The organism is Desulfurivibrio nitratireducens, from assembly GCF_044068515.1.
In the GTDB taxonomy this organism is placed as follows: domain Bacteria; phylum Desulfobacterota; class Desulfobulbia; order Desulfobulbales; family Desulfurivibrionaceae; genus Desulfurivibrio.
The window spans coordinates 1-24,846 of the sequence record NZ_JBIPKI010000038.1; the positions used below are offsets into that span (position 1 = coordinate 1).

28 protein-coding genes are annotated in these 24,846 nt (G+C 64.5%); 18 read left to right on the plus strand and 10 right to left on the minus strand.

Annotation, left to right across the window (positions count from 1 at the left end; genetic code table 11):
• A partial coding sequence (locus tag ACHHTY_RS09335; protein WP_395493848.1) for a glycoside hydrolase family 5 protein occupies positions 1 to 1,457 on the plus strand: 1,457 nt, incomplete at its 5' end.
• Here the strand turns inward: ACHHTY_RS09335 and ACHHTY_RS09340 are convergent.
• The gene (locus ACHHTY_RS09340) at positions 1,422 to 2,414 is read right to left on the minus strand and encodes a hypothetical protein (RefSeq protein ID WP_395493849.1); all 993 of its coding nucleotides are present in this window, start codon (positions 2,412 to 2,414) and stop codon (positions 1,422 to 1,424) included. The two genes, ACHHTY_RS09335 and ACHHTY_RS09340, sit on opposite strands and share 36 nt — an antisense overlap.
• Before the next feature lie 283 nt (positions 2,415 to 2,697).
• Here ACHHTY_RS09340 and ACHHTY_RS09345 point away from each other — a divergent pair, with 283 nt between their 5' ends.
• The gene (locus tag ACHHTY_RS09345) at positions 2,698 to 3,495 is read left to right on the plus strand and encodes a sterol desaturase family protein (protein ID WP_395493850.1); all 798 of its coding nucleotides are present in this window, start codon (positions 2,698 to 2,700) and stop codon (positions 3,493 to 3,495) included.
• 68 nt (positions 3,496 to 3,563) lie between these two features.
• On the plus strand, positions 3,564 to 4,370 hold the full coding sequence (locus ACHHTY_RS09350; RefSeq protein WP_395493851.1) for a rhodanese-like domain-containing protein: 807 nt from the start codon (positions 3,564 to 3,566) through the stop codon (positions 4,368 to 4,370).
• Here the strand turns inward: ACHHTY_RS09350 and htpG are convergent.
• The 3 genes from htpG to sbtM all read right to left on the minus strand — a co-directional run bounded on the left by htpG (position 4,367) and on the right by sbtM (position 8,660).
• Positions 4,367 to 6,277 carry a molecular chaperone HtpG gene (gene htpG / locus ACHHTY_RS09355; RefSeq protein ID WP_395493852.1) on the minus strand — a complete coding sequence of 637 codons (1,911 nt, stop codon included), beginning with the start codon at positions 6,275 to 6,277 and terminating at the stop codon, positions 4,367 to 4,369. The two genes, ACHHTY_RS09350 and htpG, sit on opposite strands and share 4 nt — an antisense overlap.
• A 539-nt stretch (positions 6,278 to 6,816) precedes the next feature.
• Positions 6,817 to 6,927 carry an SbtA family thio(seleno)oxazole RiPP natural product precursor gene (gene sbtA, locus ACHHTY_RS09360; protein ID WP_395493853.1) on the minus strand — a complete coding sequence of 37 codons (111 nt, stop codon included), beginning with the start codon at positions 6,925 to 6,927 and terminating at the stop codon, positions 6,817 to 6,819.
• Positions 6,928 to 7,085: 158 nt separating this feature from the next.
• Entirely contained in the window at positions 7,086 to 8,660 is a 1,575-nt protein-coding gene (gene sbtM / locus ACHHTY_RS09365) for a thio(seleno)oxazole modification radical SAM maturase SbtM (protein WP_395493854.1), read from the minus strand.
• A 198-nt stretch (positions 8,661 to 8,858) separates the two neighbouring features.
• Here sbtM and ACHHTY_RS09370 point away from each other — a divergent pair, with 198 nt between their 5' ends.
• Positions 8,859 to 9,266 carry a hypothetical protein gene (locus ACHHTY_RS09370; RefSeq protein WP_395493855.1) on the plus strand — a complete coding sequence of 136 codons (408 nt, stop codon included), beginning with the start codon at positions 8,859 to 8,861 and terminating at the stop codon, positions 9,264 to 9,266.
• A gap of 69 nt (positions 9,267 to 9,335) precedes the next feature.
• The gene (locus tag ACHHTY_RS09375; RefSeq protein WP_395493856.1) at positions 9,336 to 9,527 is read left to right on the plus strand and encodes a ferredoxin; all 192 of its coding nucleotides are present in this window, start codon (positions 9,336 to 9,338) and stop codon (positions 9,525 to 9,527) included.
• 13 nt (positions 9,528 to 9,540) lie between these two features.
• On the opposite strand, the gene ACHHTY_RS09380 is transcribed toward ACHHTY_RS09375, so the two are convergent.
• Positions 9,541 to 10,203 (minus strand): esterase/lipase family protein, encoded by a 663-nt coding sequence (locus tag ACHHTY_RS09380; RefSeq protein WP_395493858.1) that lies wholly within the window; start codon positions 10,201 to 10,203, stop codon positions 9,541 to 9,543.
• A gap of 60 nt (positions 10,204 to 10,263) precedes the next feature.
• On the opposite strand from ACHHTY_RS09380, the gene ACHHTY_RS09385 reads away from it, so the two are divergent.
• The 8 genes from ACHHTY_RS09385 to rimO all read left to right on the plus strand — a co-directional run bounded on the left by ACHHTY_RS09385 (position 10,264) and on the right by rimO (position 17,514).
• Entirely contained in the window at positions 10,264 to 11,301 is a 1,038-nt protein-coding gene (locus ACHHTY_RS09385; protein WP_395493859.1) for a lipid A deacylase LpxR family protein, read from the plus strand.
• A gap of 316 nt (positions 11,302 to 11,617) precedes the next feature.
• Complete coding sequence (hemL, locus tag ACHHTY_RS09390) at positions 11,618 to 12,925, plus strand: glutamate-1-semialdehyde 2,1-aminomutase (protein ID WP_395493860.1); 1,308 nt, start codon at positions 11,618 to 11,620, stop codon at positions 12,923 to 12,925.
• Positions 12,926 to 13,016: 91 nt separating this feature from the next.
• Positions 13,017 to 13,241, plus strand: coding sequence for an AtpZ/AtpI family protein (locus ACHHTY_RS09395; RefSeq protein WP_395493861.1), 225 nt, complete (start codon positions 13,017 to 13,019; stop codon positions 13,239 to 13,241).
• A complete protein-coding gene (locus tag ACHHTY_RS09400; RefSeq protein WP_395493862.1) occupies positions 13,238 to 13,648 on the plus strand; it encodes an ATP synthase subunit I in 411 nt (136 codons plus the stop codon). The genes ACHHTY_RS09395 and ACHHTY_RS09400 overlap by 4 nt, the downstream gene beginning before the upstream one ends.
• A gap of 20 nt (positions 13,649 to 13,668) precedes the next feature.
• Entirely contained in the window at positions 13,669 to 14,406 is a 738-nt protein-coding gene (atpB, locus tag ACHHTY_RS09405) for a F0F1 ATP synthase subunit A (RefSeq protein WP_395493863.1), read from the plus strand.
• A gap of 215 nt (positions 14,407 to 14,621) precedes the next feature.
• Positions 14,622 to 14,972 carry an ATP synthase F0 subunit C gene (gene atpE, locus ACHHTY_RS09410; RefSeq protein WP_395493864.1) on the plus strand — a complete coding sequence of 117 codons (351 nt, stop codon included), beginning with the start codon at positions 14,622 to 14,624 and terminating at the stop codon, positions 14,970 to 14,972.
• Between the two features lie 227 nt (positions 14,973 to 15,199).
• Positions 15,200 to 15,955 (plus strand): nucleoside phosphorylase, encoded by a 756-nt coding sequence (locus tag ACHHTY_RS09415; RefSeq protein WP_395493865.1) that lies wholly within the window; start codon positions 15,200 to 15,202, stop codon positions 15,953 to 15,955.
• A 152-nt stretch (positions 15,956 to 16,107) separates the two neighbouring features.
• Complete coding sequence (gene rimO, locus ACHHTY_RS09420; protein WP_395493866.1) at positions 16,108 to 17,514, plus strand: 30S ribosomal protein S12 methylthiotransferase RimO; 1,407 nt, start codon at positions 16,108 to 16,110, stop codon at positions 17,512 to 17,514.
• A gap of 131 nt (positions 17,515 to 17,645) precedes the next feature.
• On the opposite strand, the gene ACHHTY_RS09425 is transcribed toward rimO, so the two are convergent.
• The 5 genes from ACHHTY_RS09425 to ACHHTY_RS09445 form a co-directional block, all read right to left on the minus strand.
• Complete coding sequence (locus tag ACHHTY_RS09425) at positions 17,646 to 17,927, minus strand: HU family DNA-binding protein (protein WP_395493867.1); 282 nt, start codon at positions 17,925 to 17,927, stop codon at positions 17,646 to 17,648.
• Positions 17,928 to 18,051: 124 nt separating this feature from the next.
• Positions 18,052 to 18,762: a pseudouridine synthase gene (locus ACHHTY_RS09430; RefSeq protein WP_395493868.1), complete on the minus strand. Its 711-nt coding sequence runs from the start codon at positions 18,760 to 18,762 to the stop codon at positions 18,052 to 18,054.
• 30 nt (positions 18,763 to 18,792) lie between these two features.
• Positions 18,793 to 20,568, minus strand: coding sequence for a UbiD family decarboxylase (locus tag ACHHTY_RS09435; RefSeq protein ID WP_395493869.1), 1,776 nt, complete (start codon positions 20,566 to 20,568; stop codon positions 18,793 to 18,795).
• A 66-nt stretch (positions 20,569 to 20,634) separates the two neighbouring features.
• Positions 20,635 to 20,874 carry a hypothetical protein gene (locus tag ACHHTY_RS09440; protein ID WP_395493870.1) on the minus strand — a complete coding sequence of 80 codons (240 nt, stop codon included), beginning with the start codon at positions 20,872 to 20,874 and terminating at the stop codon, positions 20,635 to 20,637.
• Between the two features lie 19 nt (positions 20,875 to 20,893).
• Positions 20,894 to 21,292, minus strand: a complete 399-nt coding sequence (locus tag ACHHTY_RS09445; protein ID WP_395493871.1) for a secondary thiamine-phosphate synthase enzyme YjbQ — start codon at positions 21,290 to 21,292, stop codon at positions 20,894 to 20,896.
• 183 nt (positions 21,293 to 21,475) lie between these two features.
• On the opposite strand from ACHHTY_RS09445, the gene ACHHTY_RS09450 reads away from it, so the two are divergent.
• From ACHHTY_RS09450 to rnpA, 5 genes are all read left to right on the plus strand, one after another.
• Positions 21,476 to 22,153, plus strand: a complete 678-nt coding sequence (locus ACHHTY_RS09450; protein ID WP_395493872.1) for a precorrin-2 dehydrogenase/sirohydrochlorin ferrochelatase family protein — start codon at positions 21,476 to 21,478, stop codon at positions 22,151 to 22,153.
• Positions 22,154 to 22,171: 18 nt separating this feature from the next.
• The gene (gene ccsB, locus ACHHTY_RS09455; RefSeq protein ID WP_395493873.1) at positions 22,172 to 22,987 is read left to right on the plus strand and encodes a c-type cytochrome biogenesis protein CcsB; all 816 of its coding nucleotides are present in this window, start codon (positions 22,172 to 22,174) and stop codon (positions 22,985 to 22,987) included.
• Positions 22,980 to 24,272 carry a glutamyl-tRNA reductase gene (hemA, locus tag ACHHTY_RS09460; RefSeq protein ID WP_395493875.1) on the plus strand — a complete coding sequence of 431 codons (1,293 nt, stop codon included), beginning with the start codon at positions 22,980 to 22,982 and terminating at the stop codon, positions 24,270 to 24,272. Before ccsB ends, hemA begins: the two co-directional genes overlap by 8 nt.
• Before the next feature lie 135 nt (positions 24,273 to 24,407).
• Positions 24,408 to 24,545, plus strand: a complete 138-nt coding sequence (gene rpmH / locus ACHHTY_RS09465; protein ID WP_013164727.1) for a 50S ribosomal protein L34 — start codon at positions 24,408 to 24,410, stop codon at positions 24,543 to 24,545.
• A 17-nt stretch (positions 24,546 to 24,562) separates the two neighbouring features.
• On the plus strand, positions 24,563 to 24,846 hold a 284-nt coding region (gene rnpA, locus ACHHTY_RS09470; protein WP_395493874.1), incomplete at its 3' end, for a ribonuclease P protein component.

Sequence of the window (24,846 nt, forward strand, 5' to 3'; positions counted from 1 at the left end):
TGGATGACGCCGGGGAGCAGGTGGTGCTGCGGGGCTTAAATGTCGAATTCCGCCATTTCCGGGAGATCCTGGGGCCCCGGGACATCGCCCGGATCGCCGGCCTGGGGGCCAACGCCATCCGCCTGGTCCTTGATTACCGCGACTTCGAGCCCGAGCCCTTCACCTACGACGAGGAAAGCTTTGCCCTGCTGGAGCAGATCCTTTCCTGGTGCGAGCAATACCGGGTTTATGTCATTCTGGACATGCACCTGGCCCCGGGCAAGCAGAACGCCCATGACTTCGTGGTGCACCGCCAAGACCAGGCCCGCTTCTGGTCGGAACCGCAAAACCAGGCCAGGTTTTACGCCCTCTGGACCGAGATCGCCCGGCGCCACGCCGACCGCGCCATCATCGCCGGCTTTGACCTGCTCAACGAAGGAACCCCGCCGAACCTCGAACTGTACCGCGAGGTTATCAGCACCGCCGCCGCCCGCATCCGGGCCGTCGCTCCCCGCCATATCCTGATTGTCGAGGAAGCCATACTCCCCGGCTGGGACAAAAGGCTGATCCTGCTCGACGATCCCAATGTCCTCTACAGCATCCACTTTTTCCATCCGCCCCAGTTCGCCTTCTACTCCACCACCAGTTCCCGCCCGATTACCACCTATCCGGGGGAGCTGGTCAAGGCCGGGGAACTGCTGGCCGCCAGCCGAACCCCGGTGGCCCGGGAGCCGGCCGGGGAGTGGCGGCGGCTCGAACTGCGGGCCACCCCGCCCGCCGGGGCGGAGCTGGTGCAGGTTCAGCTCTACTCGGAGAACGGCGGCCAGGTCTGGTTTGATGATCTGCGCCTGGAAATCGCCGGTGAGTCCGTTGAACTGCCCGCGCCCCTGGTGGCCAACGGGTCGTTTGCCATCGATTATCCCGGCTTCAACTGGAACACCTCCGGCGAGTGCGTGACCGTCGACCGGGAGCAGGGGCTAAGCGGCACCGCTTCTTTGCGTTTTGCCGAGTGCCGCCGGCCGGCTGCGGCCCGCAGCAGTCCCATGGCGGTCCGGGCCGGGGAATATCTGCTCAGCGGCTGGTACCGGACCAGCGGGGAGGAAGGGGAGGCCGGCTTGGCCCTCAACTGGCACCAGGCCAGGGCCATCGACCGCATCGACCGGCAAACCCTGGAGGAAAATATCCGCTACGCCCTGGAATTCCAGCAGCGGCACGAAGTGCCCCTCTACGTGGGCGAATTCACCATGCATGCCAATCCCTGGCCGGAGAGCGCCCGGCGCTATCTCCACGACCTGCTGGCGATCATGGAAAACGCCGGGCTGCACTGGACCTTCTGGGTCTACTATTCGCCCTATGCGGGAGTCGGGCTCTGGCGCGACCAGCCGCCGGTGCTCGGCAATCCGGTGGCCCTGGAGGTTCTCGAGCAGTACTTCCGGCCCGGCTCAGGGCGCTGGGCGGAGCATTTCCAGGTTGAATAGCGGCGCCGGCGCCGCTTCCTCGCACAGTTCCTCTGGCTGGTCAAGTTCGCAGCCTTCGTCGGGGAGGGCGGGAGCCGGGCCGGGCGGCCAGGAGAAGCCAGGTTCCCCGGCAGGCAGGGCGGGCTGGGGCGGCGGCGCCAGCAGACTGGGGGCCGAGGTCAGCAGGTAAGGCACGGTTCGGGCCCCGATTACGGCCAGAAAAGCCCGGTTGCGGAAGGAAATGGTTCGGATGGCCAGCATTTCCCGCCAACCCGGCCGCTCCGGTGCGACTTCGGCCAGGATGGCGACGGCGGCGGCCAGATCGCCGGAATGGGTCAGTTCCCGGCGGAAGCGGTAAATCACCGCCAGGTCGGCCGGGCGCAGGGCCAGGGGATAGAGGGCCAGGCGGGGATGAATTTCCTCCCGCTCGGCCAACTCCCGCAGTTCCTCGAGGCAGGAGGGGCAGGAGGGGGCGAAAAAGACCTTCAGGGCCGCTTCCGGCCCGCCGAAAACCGGCACCGGCTCAAATTGCTGCCGCAGCAGCCCGCTCAAAGCCGCCACCAGGACCAAAGCCCAGATCAGCAAAAGCCCGGCCAGCAGGCGGGAACCGGCCAGGACCAGCAGCACCGTCACTCCCAGCAGGCCGGCCACGATCAGGCAGCTCAGGCATACGGTGGTAAGGGCCTGCACGCCCAGCAGGAAAGCACTGACCAGCAGGCCGGCGCTCAGCCAGAGGACCAGGAACCATGATGGTCCCAGGGATGGGCCGGGCCGGGTCAACTGGCGGAACAGCAGGGCGGCCGTCACGGCGAAAAAAAAGGCTCCGAACCAGTAAAGGTCCAGGCCCAGAAAGGTCGTATCCTGAAAAAGGCGGCAACCTTCGGTGACGCAGACCGCGTCGGCGAGTCCCAGGGCGGACATGACCGTGAAAACCAGGCCGGCCAGGGCCGTGAGCAGGGCGAGGAAACTTTTAATCATTTTATTTCCTTGCTCGTCGCCGGTCGGGAAAATCGCTAGAGCCCCGGACCGAGCGGCGGGAATGATAAATTACGGGCGCCCCTGGTATTTCGCCGGGAGCCAGCCATCCATGTCGCTCCAGCATAGAAAAACCGGCCGCCGCCGACAAGTTTTTTTCGCGTTGGGTCCACCGAAACCTGGTTGACACCCGGGCCGCTATGCGGAAAGAATAACCGCAATGGCGAGCTGCCGCCGGCGGTGAGTGGGGAAGCCCCGCCCGGGGGGCTCTGGACGGGGAAAAACAATGTTCGACTGGCAATACCTGGAAACCCTCAAACTGCCCTTCTACCTGGCCGGGCTGGTGGGCTTTCTGCTGTTGGAACTGCGCTTAAGCTACCGCCCTCCCTCGGTGCCCAAGGCGCGGCGCTGGTTGACCAACCTGCCTCTGGCCCTGGTCAACAGCGGGATTTATCTCCTGGTTTTCAGCGGCCTCATCGCCGCCACCCTGTTCCTGGTGGAAGATCAGGGAGTGGGCCTGCTCAACGCCTATCCCTTGCCCTTCTGGCTCCAACTGCTGCTCGGGGTGGTGATCCTCGATTTCTTTCTCTGGCTCTGGCACCTGCTCAATCACGAGGTTCCCCTGCTCTGGCGCTTCCATCGGGTTCATCACAGCGATATGAACATGGATGTCTCCACGGCCAGCCGCTTTCATCTGGGCGAAATTATGATCTCCGGCCTGATCCGCCTGGCGGTGATCTATACCTTCGGCTTGAGCCTGGCCGCCTACCTGCTTTTCGAGATCCTGGTCAGCCTTTCCATCCAGTTTCACCACAGCAGCCTGCGGGTCAGCCCGGTGTTCGAGCGATTCTGGGTCTTGTTGCTGGTGCCGCCCTTTTTTCACCGGATTCACCATTCGATCCGGATCAGGGAGCGCAACACCAATTACGGGATAATTTTTTCCTTTTGGGATCGCTTTTTCGGCACCATGCTGACTAAAGTGGAACAGGACGGCATCATCATCGGGATCGGCAGCCATCGTGATTTCAAGCGCCTCGGTTTGTGGGGCCTTCTGACCATGCCCTTCACCCGCGCCACCCCGTAAGCCGCCACCTGGAACGCCCGCCGGCCAAGGCGGGCCGGGATTAATCAATTATTTTTGCGAGGCTGGATATGAACTGGAAAAACCTCTTCTCCCTCACCTCATCCTTGAAACCCGACCAGGCGCGCAAACTCATCGAAACCAGCGCTCCCGACGAGGTCCAGGTGCTGGATGTGCGCCAGCCCAAGGAATATGAGGCGGGCCATCTGCCGGGAGCGCGGCTGATTCCCATCAAAGAGCTGCCCGACCGTTTGGCCGAGCTGGACCGCGCTAAGCCGGTGGTGGCCTATTGCGCCGTAGGCGGCCGGAGCCGGGCCGCGGCCCAGTATCTCAGCGGCAAGGGTTTTGAGAAAGTGCACAATCTGCTGGGGGGGATCAAGGCCTGGCAGGGCGGCCAGGCCTTCGGGCCGGAAAGCGCCGGCCTGGAGCTGCTGCCGGCCGGGGCCGACTACGATGACGCCGCCGCCCTGGCCTTTGCCATGGAAGACGGCCTGCAGCGCTTTTACCACCGCCTGGCCGCGGCGAGCGGGGATACCCCGCTGGGCCGGACCTATCAGCGCCTGGCCGGGTTCGAAGAGGGCCACAAAGCGCGCCTGACCAAGGAATACCGGGCCCGCACCGGCCGCGACCTGAAGCCGGCCGGTTCCGGAGAGCTGATCGAGGGGGGGCGAACTCCGGCCGAGCCGGCGGCGACCACTCCCGCCGAGGCCCTGGAAGAGGCCATGGGCCTGGAGTTCCAGGCCCAGGATCTCTATCAAAGGCTGGCCCAGCGGAGCGAGGCGGAGGCGGGCCGGGAACTGTTTCTCGCCCTGGCTGCCGAGGAAAAGGAACACCTCTCTTTTCTGGAGCGGGAACTCGAACGGCTCCCGGCTGATTAGGCCGAATCCGCCGGGCCCCGGCCGACCAGGCGGGCCAGGATCTCGTAGTTGCGGCCCACCATGGCCCGGGGTTCGGTCATCAGACCGGCCTGAATCAGGGCGTTGTCGAATATCTGGGCCGTGATCTTGCGGGCCAGATCCTCGTCTTCCCGGCGCAGCCGGTTGAGGCCGCCGATCAAGGCGTGGCCGGGGTTGATTTCAAGATTCTTGCCCCCGAAATCGGGCATTTGCTGGCCCGAGGCCCGCATCACCCGCTCCATGCTGCTGGTGAGAAAGCCGTCGGGGTTGACCACCATGGCCGGGCTGTCGGTGAGCCGTTTCGATTCCTTGACCTCCTTGACCTTGTCGCCCAGCACCTCCTTCATCCAGGCCGCCAGGGCCTGGGCCTCCTCGGGAGGCAGGGCGGCGGCCGCCTTCTCCGCCGCCGCCGGGTCCTGATCTTCCTTCTTGGCCGCCTCGCCCAACTCCAGATCGCCCCGGTCGGCGGAAACCAGCTGGTGCTCCGCGAATTCGCCGATATGGCTGAGGGCGAAATCATCCATGGGGTCCAGGGTATAGAGCACTTCCAGGTCGCGCTGGCGGAAGGCCTCAAGATAAGGGCCGGTCTCCACCGCCTCGCGGCTGGGACCGCTGATGTAGTAGATATCCTTTTGCTCCGGGGCCATCCGGGCGATGTAGTCGCTCAGCGAGGTCAGCTTGCCCGGCTCGGTATGGGAGGATTCGAAACGCAGCAGTCCCGCCAGTTCCTTGCGGTAATTGAAGTCCGAGATCGCCCCTTCCTTGAGAAACATCCCGAAGGTGTTCCAGAACTTCTCGTAGGTTTCCGGCTCGTTCTGGGCCAGTTCGGCCAGGAACTTGAGCAGCCGCTTGCTGATCACCCGGTTGATCTTGGCGACCAGGGCGCTGTCCTGGAGGGCCTGGCGGGAGATATTGAGGGGCAGATCCTCGCTGTCGATGACCCCTTTGACAAAGCGCAGCCACTCGGGCAGGATGTTTTTGCTGTGCTGCTCGATCAGCACCCGCTGGCAGTAGAGGTTGACCCCCGGGTCCATCCGGCCGAAGCCCAGGCGCTCGATATTTTCCTGGGGCAGGAAGAGCAGGGCCTTGACCGCCAGGGGGGCGTCGGCGCTGAAATGGAGCCGGGCCCGGGGTTCGTCGAAGGCGTTGGCGATATACTTGTAAAATTCCTGGTATTCCTCTTCCTTGATCTCGTTCTTGCTGCGGGTCCAGATGGCCTGGACGGTGTTGACGGTCTCGTCGGCCACCTTGATCGGGAAGGGCACGAAGCTGGAGTAGCGGCGGATGATCTGCTTGATCCGCTCTTGATCGGCAAATTCGCCGGCGTCTTCCTTCAGCTCCAGGATAATTTTGGTTCCCCGCCGGATTCCGGGACAGGGCGCGATGGTATAGGTGCCGGTGCCGTCGGAAATCCATTCGTGGCCCGGCTCTTCCGGCCGGTAGCTCCGCGACTGCACCCGGACTTTGGCCGCCACCATGAAGGCGGCGTAAAAGCCCACCCCGAACTGGCCGATCAGGTTGAGATCCTTGCGCTGGTTTTCGGCCAGGTTGGCCCAGAAGGTCCGGGAACCCGAATGGGCGATGGTGCCGAGGTTGCTTTCCAGCTCGCCCCGGTCCATGCCGAGGCCGGTATCGGTGATGGTCAGGGTTTGCTGTTCCTGGTCGGCGCTGATCTTGATTTCCAGGGGCAGGTGGTCGTCGAAAACCTCTTCGCTCAGCAGGCGCTGGTGGCGGAATTTTTCCAGGGCGTCGGCGGAGTTGGAGATCAGTTCGCGGAGAAAAATTTCCCGCTCGGTGTAAAGCGAGTTGATGACGATGTCCAGCATCTTCTTGACTTCGGCTTGAAACTCCCGGGTTTCGGCGGCCGGGGCGGTTTTTTCGCTGCTCATTGCTGCGCTCTCCTTGCTTAACCTGATGTAATTAAAAGTAAAATATAGTAGTTGAACCCGGCCGGCGGGGTTGCGGCCCGGCCGGCCCCGGGGGCGGCGTTTAAAGCTTAATCATCATCCGCCGACTGTCAAGGCGGGCAGGGGGCTGGGGACCCAAGCGGGGCAGGAGGTACGGCTTTGCCCGGAGAACACTGGGGTGGCCAGGAAAAAGCAAAAAAAAAACCGGATGCGAGCCCATCTGCCCGCATCCGGTTCTGCAAGGACCACCCTGGTTAGCGCTATTCACCAGGCGCCGCCACGGTTAAGCCGCCTCGGCGGCTGCCGCCGACGGACGGTTACTGGTCCTTAAGGGTTGGTTACTTGTCTTTCTTGTCGGTGCTCCCGGCACCTTGCGGAGCGGCGCCTCAGCCGCTGCCTCCCGGTCTTTCCTTCTCGTCTTTTTCCTTGTCTTTATCGGCGCCGCCGGCGTCGTTGGTGCCGCTTCAGCCGCTGGGGGCGGGGGTCTCAGTGGTGCTCCCGGCACCACCCTTGTTGCCGCTTCAGCCGCTGCCGGTCTGGGCCTCGGCCGGGGCCGCCGTCAGGCTGGCGCCGGCCAGCAGCCCGGCCAGACCGATGCCGGCCAGCATCATTTTCAGTTCTTTCGCGTCCATTCCAGATCCTCGTTTGGGGTTGAAACCGAATGCAAATATAACCCAGGTATAACCAATCATATAGGATCGGTTCTTTCTATGTAAAGCGTTTTTTGTCATTGAATATTTCAATGGCGGCAAGCGTAAAAAAAAGCCGGCTGGCGCCGGCTGCCGACGACTTAAAGCACTTCCGGGCAATAGGGGTCGCGGTCGCGGAAGATATCCCGGCCGAAACCGTGCCCCACCGCCAGGCAGCCCCCGCAGACCGGGCGAATCCGGCAGGAGCGGCAGGCGGCGCTGCCGGTCCGGTAGCGCCGGGCCGGTTCCCCCTGGTAGATATCGGCCAGGCTCTGGCGGTCGAGATGACCGATGGGCGAGGGAAACTTGCGGCAGGCATGGATGCTGCCATCGGGCAGGGCGCAGACAAAATTGAAAGCGGCCCCGCAGCCGAAACCGGCGCAGCCGCCGAAGAGCGGCTGGCCCTGCTGGAAGCGGGTAACGTTGAGCAGGTTGTCCTTGAGGCTGATGATGGGATTTTGCTCCGCCGCCGCCAGGTAGGCGGTCCGGAAAGCGGCATAGTCTTCGGGCCGGACCGAGGCCAGGGCCGCGCCTTCCCCCACCATGGCCAGGCGGTTGAAGGTGAAGAGATCGGTTTTGTCCCGCAGCAGCTCGGCCAGGGGCAGGACCTGGTCCAGGTTGTCCCGGGTCAGGGTCAGCATCACCATGCTGAAGACCCCGGCTTCCCGCAGCAGTTCGAGAAAGGCCATGATCCGGGCAAAATGACCGGGGCCGCGGATATAGTCGTTGTGGGCCTCCAGGCCCTCCAGGCTGACCTGGAAAAAGACCGGCTTGCGGATGGCGCAGATCTCGGCCAGCCGGTCGGCATCGGTGGGGTTGCCGAGAATGGCCGGGGTCAGGCCCCGCTCCACCGCGGCTTGGTAAAGTTCGAAAAAATGGGGGTGGAGCAGGGGGTTGCCGCCGGAAAAGGAGACCTGGCCCCGCACCCCCTGGTGGCGGCAGAAGCGGCGCAACTGGTCCAGCAGATCGAGGCCCCGGGCTAAAGAGACGTCCCGGCCGGCGCTGCGGTCATAGCAATGGCGGCAATGGAGATCGCAATTCTGGGTCAGGTGCCACTGCAGGGTGAAAACCTCGGCCGAGTAGAATTGGGCGGGAATGCCGGCGGGGTGGGGAAAGGTTTCAGGATCCCGGACCAGGCGCGAGGCGGGCGCCAGCAGGAGGCCCCGGGCCGCCGCCCGCTTGAGCACCGCGTCGATCTCCCCCACCGTCAAGGGCCCCTGGGCCGCCGCTTGCTCGGGGTCGATCTCCTCCAGGACCAGCTTGAGGGCCAGCAGGTCGGTATCCTCGGCCCGCCGGCAATGGACCTGGCCGTCATGGGGGGAGAGCCAGGCCAGCATGGTTTCCGGTTGGGGCCGGGGCTCGGCCGGGACTTCTCCCTCCAGCAGTTCGCCCAGGCCCTGCCAGGAGAGCTCCAGCAGTTCCAGGGCGGGATTGACCTGCCAGGCGCTGCCCGGGGCCGGGATCTGATCGTCTTTTTGGGCCAGCCGGGCCAGGGCGATTTCCAGGCGGGCCAATTCGGGCAACCAGGGCAGCCGGCGGGCGCTGGCGGTGGATGACAGCCAGGCCAGCAGCTGCTCGGGGTCGGTTAACTCCCGGGCGGCTGCCTCCGCCTGCTCGGCGGGGCTGAGCCGGACGAAAACCCGGGGGCAGCACTTGGGGGAGGTGTCAGCGGGCATGGTTTTCCTTATAATGTTTTTAAGCAACCGAGAATCCGATCACGCCAGAGCTGATTTGGGGGCAAAGCAGCCGCTGGGTTTCGGAGCTTCTTCGCTCTGCGGGTTCTCCCGGGCAACCCCGGCTTCCGGCATCGGTTGGCCCGACTTTGCGCGAACCGTATTTGACAAGTTTTGCTCGCGCCGCTATCGTCAAATATTATGACCGACTTTACCAGGATAACCGGCAGCTTGCTGCTGGGGGCGATGATGGTCGCGGCGCTGCTTTTGCTGCCGTTGCCCGGGCCGGCAATGGGCGCGGCGGCGGCCGAGCCAGGATCCGCCGCCCGGCTCACCGAGCAGCGCTGTACTTTATGCCATGGTGACTATTTTTATAACGGACTGCGCAAGACCAGGCTGGGCTGGGAGATCACCGTCTGGCGGATGCGGATCAGCTATGATACCCAAATCCAGCCGGGAGAACACCGGAAAATCACCGCTTATCTCAGCCGGACCTACCCCGCCTCCCTGGGGTGGCGCCTTTTGCTCTGGCTGCCGGTCCTGGCCTTGGCGGCGGGTATTTTAATGCGTTGGCGGTTCCGGCGCCGGCGTTCCGCCGCCAATGACTGAACGACTTGCCCGGGGGTTGCCGCCAAGCGCCCCCGGAGCTGGTTTTGCCCCCCAGGAGGAATCGGAAGCATGGCCAAAAAAGTGACCCTCGACCAGGAAGAATGCATCGGCTGCCAGAGTTGCGTCGAAATCTGTCCCGAGGTTTTCGGTTTTGCTGACGAGGCCGAGAAGGCCTTCGTTATCGAGGGCAGCGACGGGGACAACCCCTGTGCCGAAGAGGCGGCCGCCGCCTGCCCGGTCGCCTGCATCGAGGTGGAATAAGGCCGCCGGGAGCTCATGCCGGCCCGCCGGCGGCCGGGCCGGCAAAGGAACCGGTGCGGAGATAGCGGCAGGCCAGCTCCGCCACGGCCCGGTTGAAGAGCATCGACATGTGGGTGGCCGGGACCGTGATCCGGGCGCTGCTGCCGCCGATTTCGGTTTCCGCCAGGGCCACGGTGCCGTCGTGGGGCCGGGGCAGGGCGGGAAAGCAAAGCCCGATGCCCAGGCCGCGATCCCCGGCGATGATCCCCAAAGGACATTGATGGCGCCAGTGGGGCACGGCGTTCACCAGGGCCGGGGCCGCCGACCCCAGAATCGGCCGGCTCCAACTCCGGCGGGCCAGGGTACGGGCGATATGGCTGCCGGCGAAAGGGGTACCCAGGGTCAGCACCCGTTTCACCTTGCCGGCGCCATGGTTGGCCAGCAGCAGGTCGATGACCCGGCCGCCGAAGCTGTGGCCGACCAGGTGCACCCGCGGCTGGGGCAGGGCCGCGATATAACCGGCCAGGGCGGCGGCATTGGCTTCGGGGCCGCGGAGCAGGGAAGAGTAGGGGAAGCGGTGGCAGGCAAAGCCGCAGTACCGCAACCGGCGGGCCAGCAACCCCATTTCCAGCCCGGTCATCCAGAGCCCGTGGACCATGACCACCGCGACCCGGTCATTTGTCTGGCCAGCTTGCATTATTTTCCCCCCTGCAGAATTATCAGCCGCGCTTCCGCGGCGGAGACCCCGGACCGGTTTATGAAGAAATTCGGATTCATCATAGGGCTGATTCTGGCGGCCTTGCCGCTTCCCGGCCTGGCCGGCCAGGAAGCCCCGGACGGCGCGATCATCGTGAAGGACAGCCCCGGTATTTTCACCGTGGTGGTGGAAAACGATACCCTGCTGGGCACCGATCGCCATTTCACCCATGGCAGCCGTTTTTCTTATTATTCCGGTAAAATACGCAATGACTGGCTCAACCGGCTCGCCGAACTGGCCCCCTTCGTGCCCCGGTCCGGGCCGGACCAACTGTGGCGGGCCAGTACCGCCCTGGGCCACAACATCTACACCCCCGCCGATATCACCGTAAGCGAGCTGCAAACGGAGGAAAGACCCTATGCCGGCTATCTTTACCTCGGTTTCGGCCTGGTGCGGGTCACAGAAACTCCGGCGACCGGCCGGGGAATCGTCGATTCCTTCGAACTCCAGACGGGCGTGGTGGGGCCCGCCGCCCTGGCCCGCCCAATCCAGACCTGGTGGCATGCCAATGTCAGCTCCTCCCCCGAACCCATGGGCTGGGAGCATCAGTTGCGAAATGAACCGATCCTCAATCTTTACTGGGATCGGCAATGGCGCTACCCCCTGATAGCCGGCCAGTGGGTGGACACCGACCTGATTCCCCATACCGGCCTGGCTTTGGGCAACGCCGACATTCACCTGGGCAGCGGCTTTACCGTGCGGCTGGGAAAAAGGCTGGCCGATGACAATGGGCCGCCCCGGATTCGGCCCAGCCTGCCGGGGGCCGGTTATTTCCGCAAAAATCCGACCCTGGGAGGCTACCTTTTTGTCGGCGGCGAGGCGCGCCTGGTCGGGCGCAACATCTTCCTGGACGGCAACACTTTCCGGGACAGCCACAGTGTTTCCCGCCGGGTGGTGGCCTTTGACGTCCAATATGGTTTTGTGGTCTCCTACCGCAGCTTCAAGCTGGCGCTGACCAATATAATCCGCGGCCGGGAATTCAGCGGCCAGAGCTCCCCCGACCACTTCAGCGCCCTGGGTATTTCCTGGCAGAGATAAGCCCGATCCGGAGCGAAAGCCCCTTGATTAAAGCCCTGATCCCTTAAGCAAAGGGCGGGGGGCGCGCGGAGGCAGGCCGGGCCGAAGTTCTGATTTTCCGGGTGCATCAGGGCCTCCAATCAGGTTATAGTAACGCCGTTTTGCTCAGCCTAGCGTTTTTTGACCGGGCTGACAATCGCCAGGGGCAAATCGGACCCGCGTCGGCCGGCCAAACCCGGCGCCGTGGCGGCGGGTTTGGCCGGGGGCGGGTTCCGGCGCGCTACCGCCGAGGATTGCCTGCCGTATCAGATAAAGCACCAAGCTAATGGGAGAACAAATGGGTATTGAACGTTCCAAAGAACTTTTCGCCAAGGCCTGCCAACATATCCCCGGTGGGGTCAACAGCCCGGTCCGGGCCTGCAAATCGGTGGGCTGCGAACCGATCTTCATCGAACGGGCGGCCGGAGCCCGGGTCTACGACGCCGACGGCAACGAATATCTCGATTTCGTCTGTTCCTGGGGGCCGATGATCCTGGGCCACAACCATCCGGCGGTGGTGGCGGCCATCCGGGAAACCCTGGAGGCCGGGACCAGCTTCGGCGCCCCCACCTCCAAGGAGATCGAACTGGCCGAACTGGTCACCGGGGCCCTGCCCTCGGTGGAAAAGGTCCGTTTCGTCAGTTCCGGCACCGAGGCCACCATGAGCGCCGTGCGCCTGGCCCGGGGCTTCACCGGCCGGAGCAAGGTGGTCAAGTTCGACGGCTGCTACCACGGCCATGCCGACAGCTTTCTGATCAAGGCCGGCAGCGGGGTGATCACCCTGGGGATTCCCGGCAGCCCCGGAGTGCCCGAGGACATCGTCCGGAACACCCTTTCCATTCCCTATAACGATGTCGACACCCTGGAGAAGACCCTGCGCGACCCCAAGCTGGATATCGCCTGCGTCATCGTCGAGCCGGCCGCCGGCAACATGGGGGTGGTGCCTCCGGCCCCCGGTTTTCTCGAGGCTTTGCGCCAATTGACCAGCGAGCTGGGCATCGTGCTGATTTTCGACGAGGTTATCACCGGCTTCCGCCTGGCCCTGGGCGGGGCCCAGGAGTATTACGGGGTTCGGCCCGATCTCACCTGCCTGGGCAAGATCATCGGCGGCGGCCTGCCGGTGGGGGCCTACGGCGGCAAAAAGGAGATCATGGACCACATCGCCCCGGACGGCCCGGTTTACCAGGCCGGCACCCTGTCGGGCAATCCCCTGGCCATGGCCGCCGGGGCCGCGACCCTGCGGGAACTGAGCCGGCCCGGCTTCTACCAGGAACTGGAGACCAAGGCGGCCGATTTTGCCGCCCAGTTGGCCCAGTTGGCCGAGCGTCACCTGCCGGGCCAGACCACCCTCAACCGGGTGGCCTCGATGATGACCACCTTCTTCACCCCGGGCCCGGTTACCGATTATGTTTCGGCGATGCGGGCCGATACCGATCGCTATGCCGCCCACTACCGCAACATGCGGAGCCAGGGGGTCTGGCTGGCCCCGGCCCAGTTCGAGGCGGCCTTCATCTCCGCCGCCCAGACCGAGGCCGATCTGGCTCTCGCTTTGGAAAAAACCGAATGGTCATTCAAAAACTTGGCCAACCCGGAAAAAAGCCGTTGACTTTAAGGGCCTGCCTTGATAGATACGAAACACTTTGCGTATTTATGAAGGGCGATTCATTATCGTCCGCGATGGGGGCGCAGCGAAGGTAATGGCCGGCGAACGAAAGGAAGTCCTGAAGCTGCTGGCTATCTTCGGCACCATCGGCATGACCATGGTGTTTTCGATCTTCATCGGGCTGGGGATCGGTTATCTGCTCGACCATAAGCTGTTCGACGGCCGCACCGCCCCCTGGTTCACCCTGATCTTTCTCGCTTTCGGGGTGGCGGCGGCCTTCAAAAACCTTTACGTCCTGAGCCAAAGAAAGGATTTATGACCACGGCGACGCAGGCGGCATTGATGGCAGTGGAAGAGAAGGCCGATATCCCGCTGAAAAGGGTGGAGATGCTGAGCTATCTCGTCCTGCTCTCCTTCGGCCTGGCGGGCTGGTTCTTGTTTTCGCCCCTGGCCGGCATTTCCGTGCTGGTGGGGGGGTTCGTGGTGGTCCTGAGCTTTCAGTGGCTCAAGCGGGATGCCGTCCGGCTGGCCCGCAATCCCAGCAAGCGCGAGAAAATCAAGTTCATGTTCAAGTGCCTGGGCCGGTTGGTGGTCCTGGGCCTGCTCTTCTATTATCTGGTTCGCTATCAACAGCTTCATATTCCGGGCTTCCTGGTGGGCTTGGCCACGGTCCAGATCGGCATCGTCCTGGCCACCATCAGCAAGGTGAAAAAACTACTGTCGTGAGGGAGGCGAGGTAAGCAGCCATGGAACATCCAATTCTTTTTCTCAATCTGCTTCTGGAAAACATTCTGGGTTTGCCAGTGCCCCATGATATGCCCGGACCCGGCAATTTCTGGGACATGACCCAGCTTTTGGCGCCCCATGTCACCTACACCCTGCTGGTGATGCTGTTCCTGATCATCATCCCCAAGCTGACCATGGGCAGCAAGCTGGAAATGATCCCCAGCCAGGGCCAGAACTTCTGGGAAGTGGTGATCGGCGGCATCGAAGATTTCATGGCCGAGCACATGGGCCGGGAGGGGGCGCGGATGATGTTCCCGATGCTGGCCACCTTCGGTCTCTTCATCCTAGTCAGCAACCTGGTCGGCCTGATCCCCGGCTTTTTCTCCCCCACCGCCAACCTCAACATCACCCTGGCCATGACCCTGATCGTCTTTGTCACCACCCACTTTCTCGGGGTCAAGTATCACGGGGCCGGTTACATCAAACATTTCCTGGGGCCGATGCCGGTGCTGATTCCCCTGATGCTGCCCATCGAGCTGATCAGCCATTTCGCCCGGATCCTCTCCCTCTCCATTCGTCTTTTCGGCAACATCATGGCCAAGGAGACCCTGCTGGCCATCCTCTTCATCCTGGCCGGGGCCTATTTCGCGCCGTTGCCCATCCTGGTGCTGGGGGTGCTGGTTTCCTTTGTCCAGGCGGCGGTTTTCGTCCTGCTCAGCGTGCTTTACTTCGCCATGGCCATGGAAGAGGCCCACTAAAACGTTCAGCAGCACCACATCTTCGGGCCGGCGGCCCGGCTTGCGTACCCCAGGGTACGCGGCGCCGCCCCGCCGGCCCGAATCTGCAGCACTGCTGAGCGTTTTAGACAAGAGCGACCTTGCTCTGGAATTTACTAAAATAGCTTTACATGCCGGTAACGGTTTTTTTGAAGAAGGCCAATCTTCACTTCATCAACCTCAAGGAGGAAAAAGGTATGAAAAAGTTGGGAGTAGTTGCTCTGACGGCCCTGATGGTCCTGGGGATGTCCTCGGTGGCGATGGCCGCCGCCCACGAAGGTGGCGGCGGTAACCAGCTCGCCATCGCCCTGGTCTGTATCGCCGCCGCGCTTTCCGTCGGCCTGGCCGCCCTGGGCTGCGGTATCGGTATCGGTGTGGTCAGCGGCAACGCCTGTGCCGGCATCGCCCGCAACCCGGAAATCTCCGGCAAGATCACCGTAACCATGATTCTCGGCATCGCGTTCGCCGAGTCGCTGACCATCTTCGGTCTGGTTATCTCCCTGATCCTGCTCTACGCTCATCCCTACGGCGCCGCTCTCGGCATCTAAGCTGGGCGACCGCCGCCTTGCCCGGAGGTTATGGGGCTAGACCGGCGGGCAGTAAGGCTTTTTTACGGCAAGACCCCTCGTGTGGGGGGTCTTGCCGTTTTTTTGTTTGATCCGGCGGGCCCAGAGAGTAATTTGCCGGACGAGGGCCGAGCAAGGCCGGGGGGCGTGGACGGGAGCGGCCCCGGCCCCGGCGGGAGCGTCAGGGTCGAAAAAGCGGGGAGCAGCCGGTGAGCAATGATGATCAAGCCATGAATGCCGGCCGCCGGGAGGCGGTGGTGATCGAGCCCCGGCGCGAGCGGGGCGAGCCGAATCTGGCCGGGCCGGGCCTGCTGCTGATCAATCCCGGCGAGGCCCGCCAGGCCGGGGAACTCGCCCGGGCGGCGGGCTGGCGGCGCTACCCGTCATTCCCCGGCGCTCTCTATGTCGCCCCCGGCGGAAACGCCTGGCTGAGCGGCCCGGCCCTGGGAGCGCCGCTGGCGGTGATGGCCCTGGAGAAACTGGTCGCCCTGGGGGCCCGGGCGGTGATTTCCCTGGGCTGGTGCGGTTCCCTGCAGCCGGAAATCGCGGTGGGCGATGTCCTGCTGCCCACCACGGCCCTGAGCGAAGAGGGCACCTCGGCCCATTATCCCGTGGCCGGGCCGGTGGCGGCCGATGGCGAACTGAGCCGGCAACTGCGGGTTATCCTGGCCGAAGCCGGCTTCAGCGCCCATGGCGGCCCGGTCTGGACCACCGACGCCCCTTACCGGGAAACCCGGACCAAGGTCGGCCTTTACCGCCGCCAGGGCATTGCCGGAGTGGAGATGGAATTTGCCGCCCTGGCCACGGTGGCCGCCTTTCGCGGCATCCCCCTGGCCTCGGTCCTGCTGGTTTCGGACCAGGTCCGGGAGGACCGGGACTGGCAGCCCGCCTTCCGCCGCCGCGATTTTCAGCAGCAGTCCCAGCGCTTGCTGGCGGCGCTGTTCGCCTTTATCGGCCGGGCCTGAAGCCCCCCGGCCGCCTTGCCTGATTCCTTGTAACTGCTTAAATTATAAAAATCGGGCCCGGGGACCACCCGGGTTGCTCTCCGGGTACCGGGACAACCGGCCCCGGCTCTTCAAACCCATCTTGAACCTTGCACAGGAGTTAAAATCCCATCATGAGAACCATTCACCTCACCAGCCTGGGCTGTCCCAAAAACCTGGTGGATTCCGAACTGATGCTCGGGCTGCTGGTGGAGGAGGGCCTGGTGCCGGTGAGCGAACCCGGAGCGGCCGATGTCCTGCTGGTCAATACCTGCGGCTTTATCCAGTCGGCGGTGGAGGAGGGCATCGACACCATCCTGGGCCTGATCGAGCAGAAGAAAACTCCCGCCACCCGGGTGGTGGTCTGCGGCTGCATGGTCCAGCGCTACGGGGCCGACCTGGCCCGGGAGCTGCCCGAGGTCGATCTTTTTCTCGGCACCGAGGAGGTGGCCCGGATCGCCGAGCGTCTGCGTCGCCTGGAGGACCGGGCCGGGGCCGATGGCGATTCGCTCATTTCCGCCGAGCGCCTGTCCGAGTCGGCCACCATTTTCCCCCTGGTCGGCCGCTCTGCGGCCGGCGGCGGCAGCGAGCTTTTCCTGGCCAGCGCCGAAATGCCCCGCCGGCTCTCCACCCCGGCCCATCGCGCCTATTTGAAGGTCACCGAGGGTTGCGGCAACCGCTGCTCCTATTGCCTGATTCCAGCCATCCGGGGGCCGCTGCGCAGCCGCCGGCTGGAGGATATCGTCTGCGAGGCCCAAGGGCTGGCCGCCGCCGGGGTCAAGGAACTGACCCTGGTGGCCCAGGATCTCACCGCCTACGGCCTCGATCTCGGGCCCGGCGGGCCCCGGCTGCCGCAACTGCTGACCGCCCTTAACCAGGCGGTGGCGGTGCCCTGGCTGCGCCTGCTCTATCTCTATCCTTCCCGGGTCAAGGATGAGCTGCTGGAACTGGTGGCGGCCCAGCCCCGGATTCTGCCCTATTTCGACCTGCCCTTCCAGCACGTCTCCGACTCGGTTCTCAAGGCGATGAACCGGCCCTACGGGGAAAAGATGATCCGGGACCTGGTGGCCCGGATTCGCCGAATCCTGCCCGAGGCGGCGATCCGCAGCACCTTCATGGTCGGTTTTCCCGGCGAGACCGAGGCCGACGTGGACCGCCTGGCGGCCTTCCTGGCCGACTGCCGCCTGGATCATGTGGGCATTTTCACCTATTGCAACGAGGAGGGCTGCGCCGCCGCCGAGTTCCCCGACCAGTGTCCGGAAGAGCTCAAGCAGGAGCGGCACGACCGCCTGATGGGGCTGCAGCGGGAAATTTCCCTGGCCCGCAACCTCGCGCGGGTGGGCCGAGTGGAGGAAGTGCTGGTGGAGGGAGTCAGCGCCGAATCGGACCTGCTGTTGGAGGGCCGCGCCTGGTTCCAGGCCCCGGAAATCGACGGTTGCGTCTACATCAACGAGGGGACCTGCCGGGCCGGGGAGTTGGTGCGGGTAAAAATCAGCGAGGCCCACCCCTACGACCTGGTGGGGGCCATAGTCGAGCCTTGAGCGGCCGCCGGGCCCGGCGCGCGGGTCGGCCGCCAGCCGGACCGGCCTTTAATTTAAGGGGGGGTTGAGGTTGTTCAAGAAGGGCGGAGCGGGGCGCTTGCGCCCCGGCCGGAACTGCTCCGGGCCGGGTTTCAGCCCTTGCCGTTGACCTTTTCCTTGAGATCCTTGCCGACCTTGAAAAAAGGCAGTTTTTTGGGCTGGACCTTGATTTTCTGGCCGGTTTTGGGGTTGCGGCCGTAGTAGGAGCCGTAATCCTTGACCATGAAGCTGCCAAAGCCCCGGATTTCTATACTGTCGCCGTTGGCCAGGGCTTCGGTCATGGTTTCCAGGATGGTGTCGGTGACGGCTCCCGCCTCCCGGGGGGTAATGGCGGCGGCCTGGGCCAGGGATTCAATCAGTTGCGATTTGTTCATGACTTACTCTCCTCTCGCCCCCCTTCAAGTCCAGACAAAAAACAATAAAAACCAACAAGATGTGCCATATTACCTGCTTGGGCATCGGCAATGCAAAAGATATTTTGGCCGCGGTCCGCTTTTTTTAGCGGAAGATCAGGCGCAGATCATCCTCGCTGAGCCGGCGGTACTTGCCCCGCGGCAACCCTCCCAGGCGCAGGCCGCCGTAGGCGACCCGCTTCAGGTAAAGGACCGGATGGCCGATGGCCGCGAACATCTTGCGGACCTGGCGCTTGCGCCCTTCGTGAATAACGACCTCCAGGGTGGTGGCGCCGGGTTCCCGGCGCAGAACCCTGATCCCGGCCGGCCAGGTCTGCCGGCCCTCGAGGATGATGCCCCGGCGCAGGGCCTCCAGCCCCTCGGCGGCGGGTTGTCCTTGGACCCGGGCCTGGTAGGTGCGGTTGATCTCCTTGCTGGGGTGGAGGATGCGCTGGGCCAGGTCGCCGTCATTGGTCAGCAGCAGGGCCCCTTCGGTGTCGAGATCGAGCCGCCCCACCGGAAAGAGGCGCAGGCCGGGCTCATCGATCAGGGCGCTGACGATGGGGCGCCCCTGGGGGTCGGCCATGGTGGTGACATAGCCGGCGGGCTTGTTGAGCAAAACGGTGACTTTCTCCGCCGTTTCCCGTACCGGCCGGCCGTCGCAGGTGATGGTCTGCCGCTCCGGGTCGACCAGCTCACCCATCTTTTCAACCCGGCGGCCATCCACCATGACCCGGCCCTGGGCGATGTATTCTTCCGCCTTGCGCCGGGAGGCGAGGCCGGCCCGGGCCAGGACTTTCTGCAACCGCTCCTTCATGGTTCTCCGCCTTGCCGCGCCCGGCCGAGCTCAATAACCCGGCAGGATCCGGCCCATTTTTTCGTCGACCAGCTTTCTGGTGGCCGGGTCAACTTCCAGAACCGGCGGATACCAGGGCTTCATCCGGCAGTCGAAAACCACCGGCGGCTCCAGGCCCAGGTGGAAGCGGCGCACCGCCCCGCTGCCGGCGGCGTGGATGTCGGCGGCCGGTTCAAAGCGGGTGAAGAAGGACCAGATGAACTCCTGCAGATTGGCGCAGGCCGCCGCCAGGTCATCCACCAGCACCACCACCGGCCAGTCGGCCAGGGCCGGCTCGGCGGCCAGGCGGGCCGGCAGTTCCCGGTCGCGGTCATAGGCGGCGCCCTCGATCACCAGGGTGCCGGGCAGATAGGCCCGGGCCGCCGTGCAGTCCCGGGGCAATTGGGCCCGGAATTCCTCCGGCAGAATCCGCTTGGCCTCCCGGCCCAGGCCCATCAGCATCGCCTTGGAGCCTGAATTGACCGAAGGCCCGGTGTAATCCAGGGTGTCCTGGGAGACGTTGGCGAAGACGAAGAGGTCGGTGCGCCAGTTGACACGCTCCAGCACATGCTGCCAGAGGGCCGGAAAATCGGCCACGTCGAGATCGCCGTCGGTGACGATGAGGAACTTGGTCAGGGAGAGCTGTCCCTCCCCCAGGATCCGCAGGCCCGAGGCGAAGGCCTCGCGGGGGTAGCGGTCGGTGACCCGGGCCGCCGCCAGGCAGTGAAAGCCCGCCTCTCCGAAGGTTTTGAGCTGGCGCACCCCGCTCATCACCAGGGGGAAGAGGGGGGAGAGCAGCTCCTGGAGAAAGTCGCCGATGTAAAAATCTTCCTGGCGGGGCCGGCCCACCACGGTGGCCGGGTAGATGGCGTCGCGGCGATGGTAGAGGCGCTCGACCTGGAAAACCGGGTAATCGTGGGTCAGGGAGTTGTAGCCGTAATGATCGCCAAAGGGCCCTTCCGGGCGGCGCAGGTGGGGCGGCACCACTCCCTTGGCGGCGAATTCGGCGGTGGCCACCAGAGGATGCCCCCCCCGGGGATCGGTGGCCAGGGGCAGCTTTTTGCCCAGCAGCAGCGAGGCCAGCAGCAGCTCGGGGATATTTTCCGGCAGGGGGGCGATGGCGGCCAGCATCAGGGCGGGCGGCCCGCCGATGTAGAGGGTCAAGGGCAGGCTCTCATTGCGTTTTTCCGCCTCATGGTAGTGGTAGCCGCCGCCCTTGTGGATCTGCCAGTGGATGCCGGTGGTGGTATCGTCGAAGCGCTGGATCCGGTACATCCCCAGGTTGTGGCCCCGCCCGTTGGGGTCTTCGGTATAGACCAGGGGCAGGGTGACGAAGGGCCCGCCGTCGCTGTGCCAGGAGGTCAGCAGGGGCAGGTCGTTCAAGCGGGGCGGCGACTGGCAGTTTTCGAGAATCGGGGCCCGGCGGACCCGCTTGAGCCCGATCCCGGCCGCCTGGCGGAAGAGATCGCGCCGGGCCCAGAATTTGCCCAGGCTCGGCGGCAGCATGGTTTCCACGGTCTCCACCAGTTCGGCCACGAAGCGCAGGGGCCGCCGGCCGAAGGCCAGTTCCATCCGTCGGGCGGTGCCGAAGAGATTGGTGACCACCGGGAAATCGCTGCCCTTGACCTTGGTGAAAAGCAGGGCCGGCCCCCCCTGGGCGATGACCCGGCGGTGGATCTCGGCGATTTCCAGGTAAGGGTCCACCGGCTCGGCGATGGTGATGACTTCCTTTTCCCGGCGCAGAACGGCGAGAAATTCGCGCAGGTCATGGATAATCGGTTCGGACATGATTTGGCTCCTGTCGGTCGGTTGCCCCGGGTTGTTCCTTGCGCTGACCGCTAAAAATGGGTACGATCAGCGGTCATTTGTAAAAAACCGGTGATACTCGGCGTGGCTGAGGTGTTTTTCCAGCAAGGCCGTATAAAAGTCCAGGATGGCGGTGATTTCCCGGTCGCTCAGGCGGGGAATGAGGACGGCCAGCAGCTCGGGCCGGGAGAAGCGGCCGATCAGGGCAGCCAGCGAGGCTTCGTCGGTAGGGCGGTCCAGGCCGAAGCAGATCTTCTCGGCGGGCAGGTCGGGCGGCGGCTTGTTCATCCGGTCTCCTGATCGGGGCTCAGTCGGGGCTGAAGCGCCAGTGAATTTTCCGCCGGCGGGGGCCGTCGAACTCGGCGAAGAAGATCCGCTGCCAGGTTCCCAGTTGCAAGCGGCCGTCGGCGATGAACACGGTGACCGAGCTGCCGATCAGCGAGGCCATCATATGGGCCGGCGAGTTGCCCTCCTGGTGCCGGTAGGGCAAATCGGGCACCATCCGGCGCAAGGCGGCGATGAGATCGTCCCGGACCGCCGGATCGGCCCCCTCATTGATGGTCAGGCCGGCGGTGGTATGGGGGTTGTAAATTTGGCAGATCCCGTCGGCGATGGCCGCCTCCCGCAGGGCGGCGGCGATTTCGGCGGTGATGTCGATCAGTTCGAATTGTTGCCGGCTGTTGACGGTGCTGGTTCCCCGGAGCATGGCTTTCCTCCTCGTGGCGGCCCGCCCCTTTGAGCCGGGCCGCCGGATCAACTGGGCCCGGCGGACTTGGCGGGCGGCGGCTTCTATCGAGTATAACACTTTGCAGAATGTGTCAAATTGATTATAGCGCAAACGCACAAGAATCCGGCTTAACCGGACGGGGAAGAGGGAGCGCGAGCGAGGATGGGTTTTTTTCCGGTTTGTCTGCAGTTGGCGGGGCGGCACTGCCTGGTGATCGGGGGAGGCGAGGTCGCCGCCCGCAAGGTGGAGGGCCTGCTGGCCTGCCAGGCGGCGGTGACGGTGCTCAGTCCCCAGCTCTCGGCGGAACTGGCCCGCCTCCACCAGCAGGGCGAGCTGGCCTGGCTGGCCCGGGCTTACCGCGAGGGCGATCTGGCCGGGGCCTTCCTGGTGATTGCCGCCACCGATGACGAAGCGGTCCAGGCCCGGATTCATGCCGAGGCGGAAGCGGGCAATATCCTGCTCAACGTGGCCGACGTGCCCAAGTGGTGCAATGTGATCCTGCCCGCCGTGGTCCGCCGGGGCGATTTGAGCGTGGCGATTTCCACCGGCGGGGCCAGCCCGGCCCTGGCCCGCAAGCTGCGGCGGGAGCTGGAGCAGCGTTTCGGCCCTGAATATGACGCCCTGCTGCAACTGCTGGCCGGCCTCCGCTGCCAGGTGCTGGCCGAGGGCTGCGACCACCGGGAGAACCGGACCCGCTTTCACCGTTTGGTGGAGGCCGACCTGGCCGGCTGGATCAAGGACGGTCGCTGGGACCTGGTCCGCGAGCACGTCCGGGCGACGGTCGGCGGCGCAGACGCCCTGGCCTGGGTCGAAACGATCAGAGAGCGGTTTTCAGTCTGATGAAGCAAAGGTGAAAGCATGGATATTCTTTTTCAGGCGGTTTTTGCCCTTTACCTGGGGGCGACCATTACCGCCGTGGTCTGCTTTTTCAACCTCAACCAGCGCCTGCGGATCATGGCCCGCACTCTCCTGTGGGGGGCGGCCGGCCTGCACACCGTCTACCTGGTGACCCGCTTCTTCGTTTCCGGCCATACCCCGGTGGCCAGCAGCCACGAGGCGGTTTCCTTCTTCGCCTGGTCCCTGACCATGGCCTATCTCGCCTTTCGCTGGCGCTACCGGGTCAAGAATTTCGCCGCCTTCGTGCTGCCCCTGATCCTGCTGCTGATGCTGGTGGCGCTGTTTTCGCCCGGCCGGGTGATCGAGTTGCCCCCGGCCCTGCAGAGCTGGTGGCTGCCGGTCCACGGCATGATCGCCCTGATGGCCAACGCCTTTCTGGCCCTGGCCTTTTGCGGCGGGGTCATGTACCTGCTCCAGGAACGGGAAATCAAGCGCAAGCGGATGGGCTTTTTCTCCGAGCGCCTCCCTTCGCTGGAGGCCCTCGATAATCTCAACCAGCATTGCCTGACCATCGGTTTTCCGCTCCTGACCCTGGGGATCGTTTCCGGCTCCCTCTGGGCCCGGCAGGCCTGGGGGGCCTTCTGGCAGTGGGATCCCAAGGAGACCTGGTCCCTGATCACCTGGCTGATCTACGCCGCCATGATTCACCAGCGCTTCACCGTGGGCTGGCGGCGGCGGCGGGCGGCGATCATGGCCATTGTCGGCTTCTGCGCGGTGCTTTTCACCCTTTGGGGGGTAAATTTTTTCCTGGGAGGGGCCCATTCCTATGCTGGCTGAGAAAATTGCCTGCCTGGGGGTAAATCATCAGACCGCGCCGGTGGAGATTCGCGAGAAGCTGGCGTTTTCGGGAGACTGTCTCAATCCGCTGGTCCAGATCAAGGAAATCCCCGGTTGCGACGAATGCTGCTTTCTCTCCACCTGCAACCGGGTGGAAGTGCTGCTGGTGGCCGATCCGGGCGCGGAAACCATCGCCGCGGTGCGGGATTTCCTCTTCTCCGGCAGCGGCCTGTCCCGGGCCGAAGCGATCAAGTATTCTTACCAGTTCAGCGGCGACGAGGCCATCAACCACGTGTTCCGGGTGGCCGCCAGCCTCGACTCCATGGTCCTGGGCGAGCCCCAGATCCTGGGCCAGCTCAAGGACGCCTACCGCCTGGCCATGGAACACCGGGCCACCGGCCCCATTCTCCACCGCCTGCTGAGCAAGTCCTTTTCGGTGGCCAAGCGGATCCGCACCGAAACCAGCATCGGCAGCAGCGCCGTCTCCATCAGCTACGCGGCGGTCCAACTGGCCCGCAAGATCCTCGGCGAACTCACCGGCAAAACCGTGCTGCTGGCCGGGGCCGGCGAAATGGCCGAATTGGCGGCGGAACATCTCCTGGCCCAGGGGATCGGCAAGGTGGTGGTGGCCAACCGCACCCTGGAGCGGGCGGTGGGCCTGGCCCGCCGCTTCAACGGCGAGGCCGCCGCCCTCAGCGAACTGGTGCCCCGCCTGGCCGAGGCCGACATTTTGATCAGTTCCACCGGGGCCCCGGACCTGATTCTGCGCAAGGAAGACATGGCCCCGGTGATGCGGCAGCGTTATCATCGTCCCATCTTCCTGATCGACATCGCCGTGCCCCGCGACCTGGACCCGGGCCTCAACGATCTCGACAACATCTACCTGTACGATATCGACGATCTCCAGCAGGTGGTGGAGGTCAACAAGGGCGAGCGGCGCAAGGAGGCCGACCGGGCCGAGATGATCGTGGCCGAGGAGACCTTCAAGTTTCTCCAGTGGCTGGAAAACATGGAGCTGGCCCCCACCATCACCGAGTTGCGGCGGCGGGCCGATGAGTTGCGCGCGGCCGAACTGCAGCGGACCCTGGCGGCCCTGCCGGAACTGAGCCCGGCCGAGCAGAAGGCGGTGGCCATGATGGGCACCGCCCTGGTCAACAAGCTGCTCCACCATCCGGTCCAGTTCCTCAAGCAAAGCGGCGAGCCCGACCAGAAAAGGCGCAACCTGCTGCTGTTGCGCAAAATATTCGGCCTCGACAGCGACGCCAACGGCAACGGCGGCCACTAGACCTCATTCCGGTCGGGCCGTCTTTAGCCGTTGACAAAGTGGCGCCGGTACGATAAGTTTCCCCGTTTATCGCATTTTCAATGAAAAGCTCGCCGTGGGGCGGCTTTTTGCAACGTTTAGCAGAGGAAATCGGTCATGAGCAAAAGAACTTACCAGCCCAGCAACACCAAGCGCCATCGGACCCACGGTTTTCGGGTGCGGATGAGCACCAAGAACGGCCGGGCCGTGATCAACCGGCGTCGGGCCAAGGGTCGGAAGCGGCTGGCGGTATAGTTGGGCCCGTGCCGGCCATGGCGTGCCTGACCCTGCCCAAAACAGCGCTGATCAGGAAACCCGACGAATACCGGCGGATTTACGCCCAGGGTCGGCGGGTGCGGGGCGATAATTTCGCCCTGGTCTATCTGTTGACCCCCGCAGCGGGAGGGGCGCGTCTCGGCATCAGTATCTCCGGGGTCAGGTCGGCGGTGCGCCGCAACCGGATCAAGCGGATTATCCGCGAATTTTTTCGCCTTCGCCGGCCGGGCCTCAACCCGGCCCTGGAACTGGTTTTCACCGTGCGCAAGGGCTTTCAGCC

Excerpts from the sequence above, each read along its gene's own strand:
- ACHHTY_RS09385 (WP_395493859.1), top strand. The coding sequence starts at position 10,264 with ATGAAGAAATTCGGATTCATCATAGGGCTGATTCTGGCGGCCTTGCCG.
- ACHHTY_RS09400 (WP_395493862.1), top strand. The coding sequence starts at position 13,238 with ATGACCACGGCGACGCAGGCGGCATTGATGGCAGTGGAAGAGAAGGCC.
- atpE (WP_395493864.1), top strand. The coding sequence starts at position 14,622 with ATGAAAAAGTTGGGAGTAGTTGCTCTGACGGCCCTGATGGTCCTGGGG.
- hemL (WP_395493860.1), top strand. The coding sequence starts at position 11,618 with ATGGGTATTGAACGTTCCAAAGAACTTTTCGCCAAGGCCTGCCAACAT.
- atpB (WP_395493863.1), top strand. The coding sequence starts at position 13,669 with ATGGAACATCCAATTCTTTTTCTCAATCTGCTTCTGGAAAACATTCTG.
- rimO (WP_395493866.1), top strand. The coding sequence starts at position 16,108 with ATGAGAACCATTCACCTCACCAGCCTGGGCTGTCCCAAAAACCTGGTG.
- ACHHTY_RS09370 (WP_395493855.1), top strand. The coding sequence starts at position 8,859 with ATGACCGACTTTACCAGGATAACCGGCAGCTTGCTGCTGGGGGCGATG.
- ACHHTY_RS09375 (WP_395493856.1), top strand. The coding sequence starts at position 9,336 with ATGGCCAAAAAAGTGACCCTCGACCAGGAAGAATGCATCGGCTGCCAG.
- ACHHTY_RS09430 (WP_395493868.1), bottom strand. The coding sequence starts at position 18,762 with ATGAAGGAGCGGTTGCAGAAAGTCCTGGCCCGGGCCGGCCTCGCCTCC.
- htpG (WP_395493852.1), bottom strand. The coding sequence starts at position 6,277 with ATGAGCAGCGAAAAAACCGCCCCGGCCGCCGAAACCCGGGAGTTTCAA.
- ACHHTY_RS09380 (WP_395493858.1), bottom strand. The coding sequence starts at position 10,203 with ATGCAAGCTGGCCAGACAAATGACCGGGTCGCGGTGGTCATGGTCCAC.
- ccsB (WP_395493873.1), top strand. The coding sequence starts at position 22,172 with ATGGATATTCTTTTTCAGGCGGTTTTTGCCCTTTACCTGGGGGCGACC.
- sbtM (WP_395493854.1), bottom strand. The coding sequence starts at position 8,660 with ATGCCCGCTGACACCTCCCCCAAGTGCTGCCCCCGGGTTTTCGTCCGG.
- sbtA (WP_395493853.1), bottom strand. The coding sequence starts at position 6,927 with ATGGACGCGAAAGAACTGAAAATGATGCTGGCCGGCATCGGTCTGGCC.
- ACHHTY_RS09440 (WP_395493870.1), bottom strand. The coding sequence starts at position 20,874 with ATGAACAAGCCGCCGCCCGACCTGCCCGCCGAGAAGATCTGCTTCGGC.
- ACHHTY_RS09350 (WP_395493851.1), top strand. The coding sequence starts at position 3,564 with ATGAACTGGAAAAACCTCTTCTCCCTCACCTCATCCTTGAAACCCGAC.
- ACHHTY_RS09435 (WP_395493869.1), bottom strand. The coding sequence starts at position 20,568 with ATGTCCGAACCGATTATCCATGACCTGCGCGAATTTCTCGCCGTTCTG.
- ACHHTY_RS09450 (WP_395493872.1), top strand. The coding sequence starts at position 21,476 with ATGGGTTTTTTTCCGGTTTGTCTGCAGTTGGCGGGGCGGCACTGCCTG.
- ACHHTY_RS09395 (WP_395493861.1), top strand. The coding sequence starts at position 13,017 with ATGGCCGGCGAACGAAAGGAAGTCCTGAAGCTGCTGGCTATCTTCGGC.
- ACHHTY_RS09345 (WP_395493850.1), top strand. The coding sequence starts at position 2,698 with ATGTTCGACTGGCAATACCTGGAAACCCTCAAACTGCCCTTCTACCTG.
- ACHHTY_RS09445 (WP_395493871.1), bottom strand. The coding sequence starts at position 21,292 with ATGCTCCGGGGAACCAGCACCGTCAACAGCCGGCAACAATTCGAACTG.
- rpmH (WP_013164727.1), top strand. The coding sequence starts at position 24,408 with ATGAGCAAAAGAACTTACCAGCCCAGCAACACCAAGCGCCATCGGACC.
- ACHHTY_RS09425 (WP_395493867.1), bottom strand. The coding sequence starts at position 17,927 with ATGAACAAATCGCAACTGATTGAATCCCTGGCCCAGGCCGCCGCCATT.
- ACHHTY_RS09340 (WP_395493849.1), bottom strand. The coding sequence starts at position 2,414 with ATGATTAAAAGTTTCCTCGCCCTGCTCACGGCCCTGGCCGGCCTGGTT.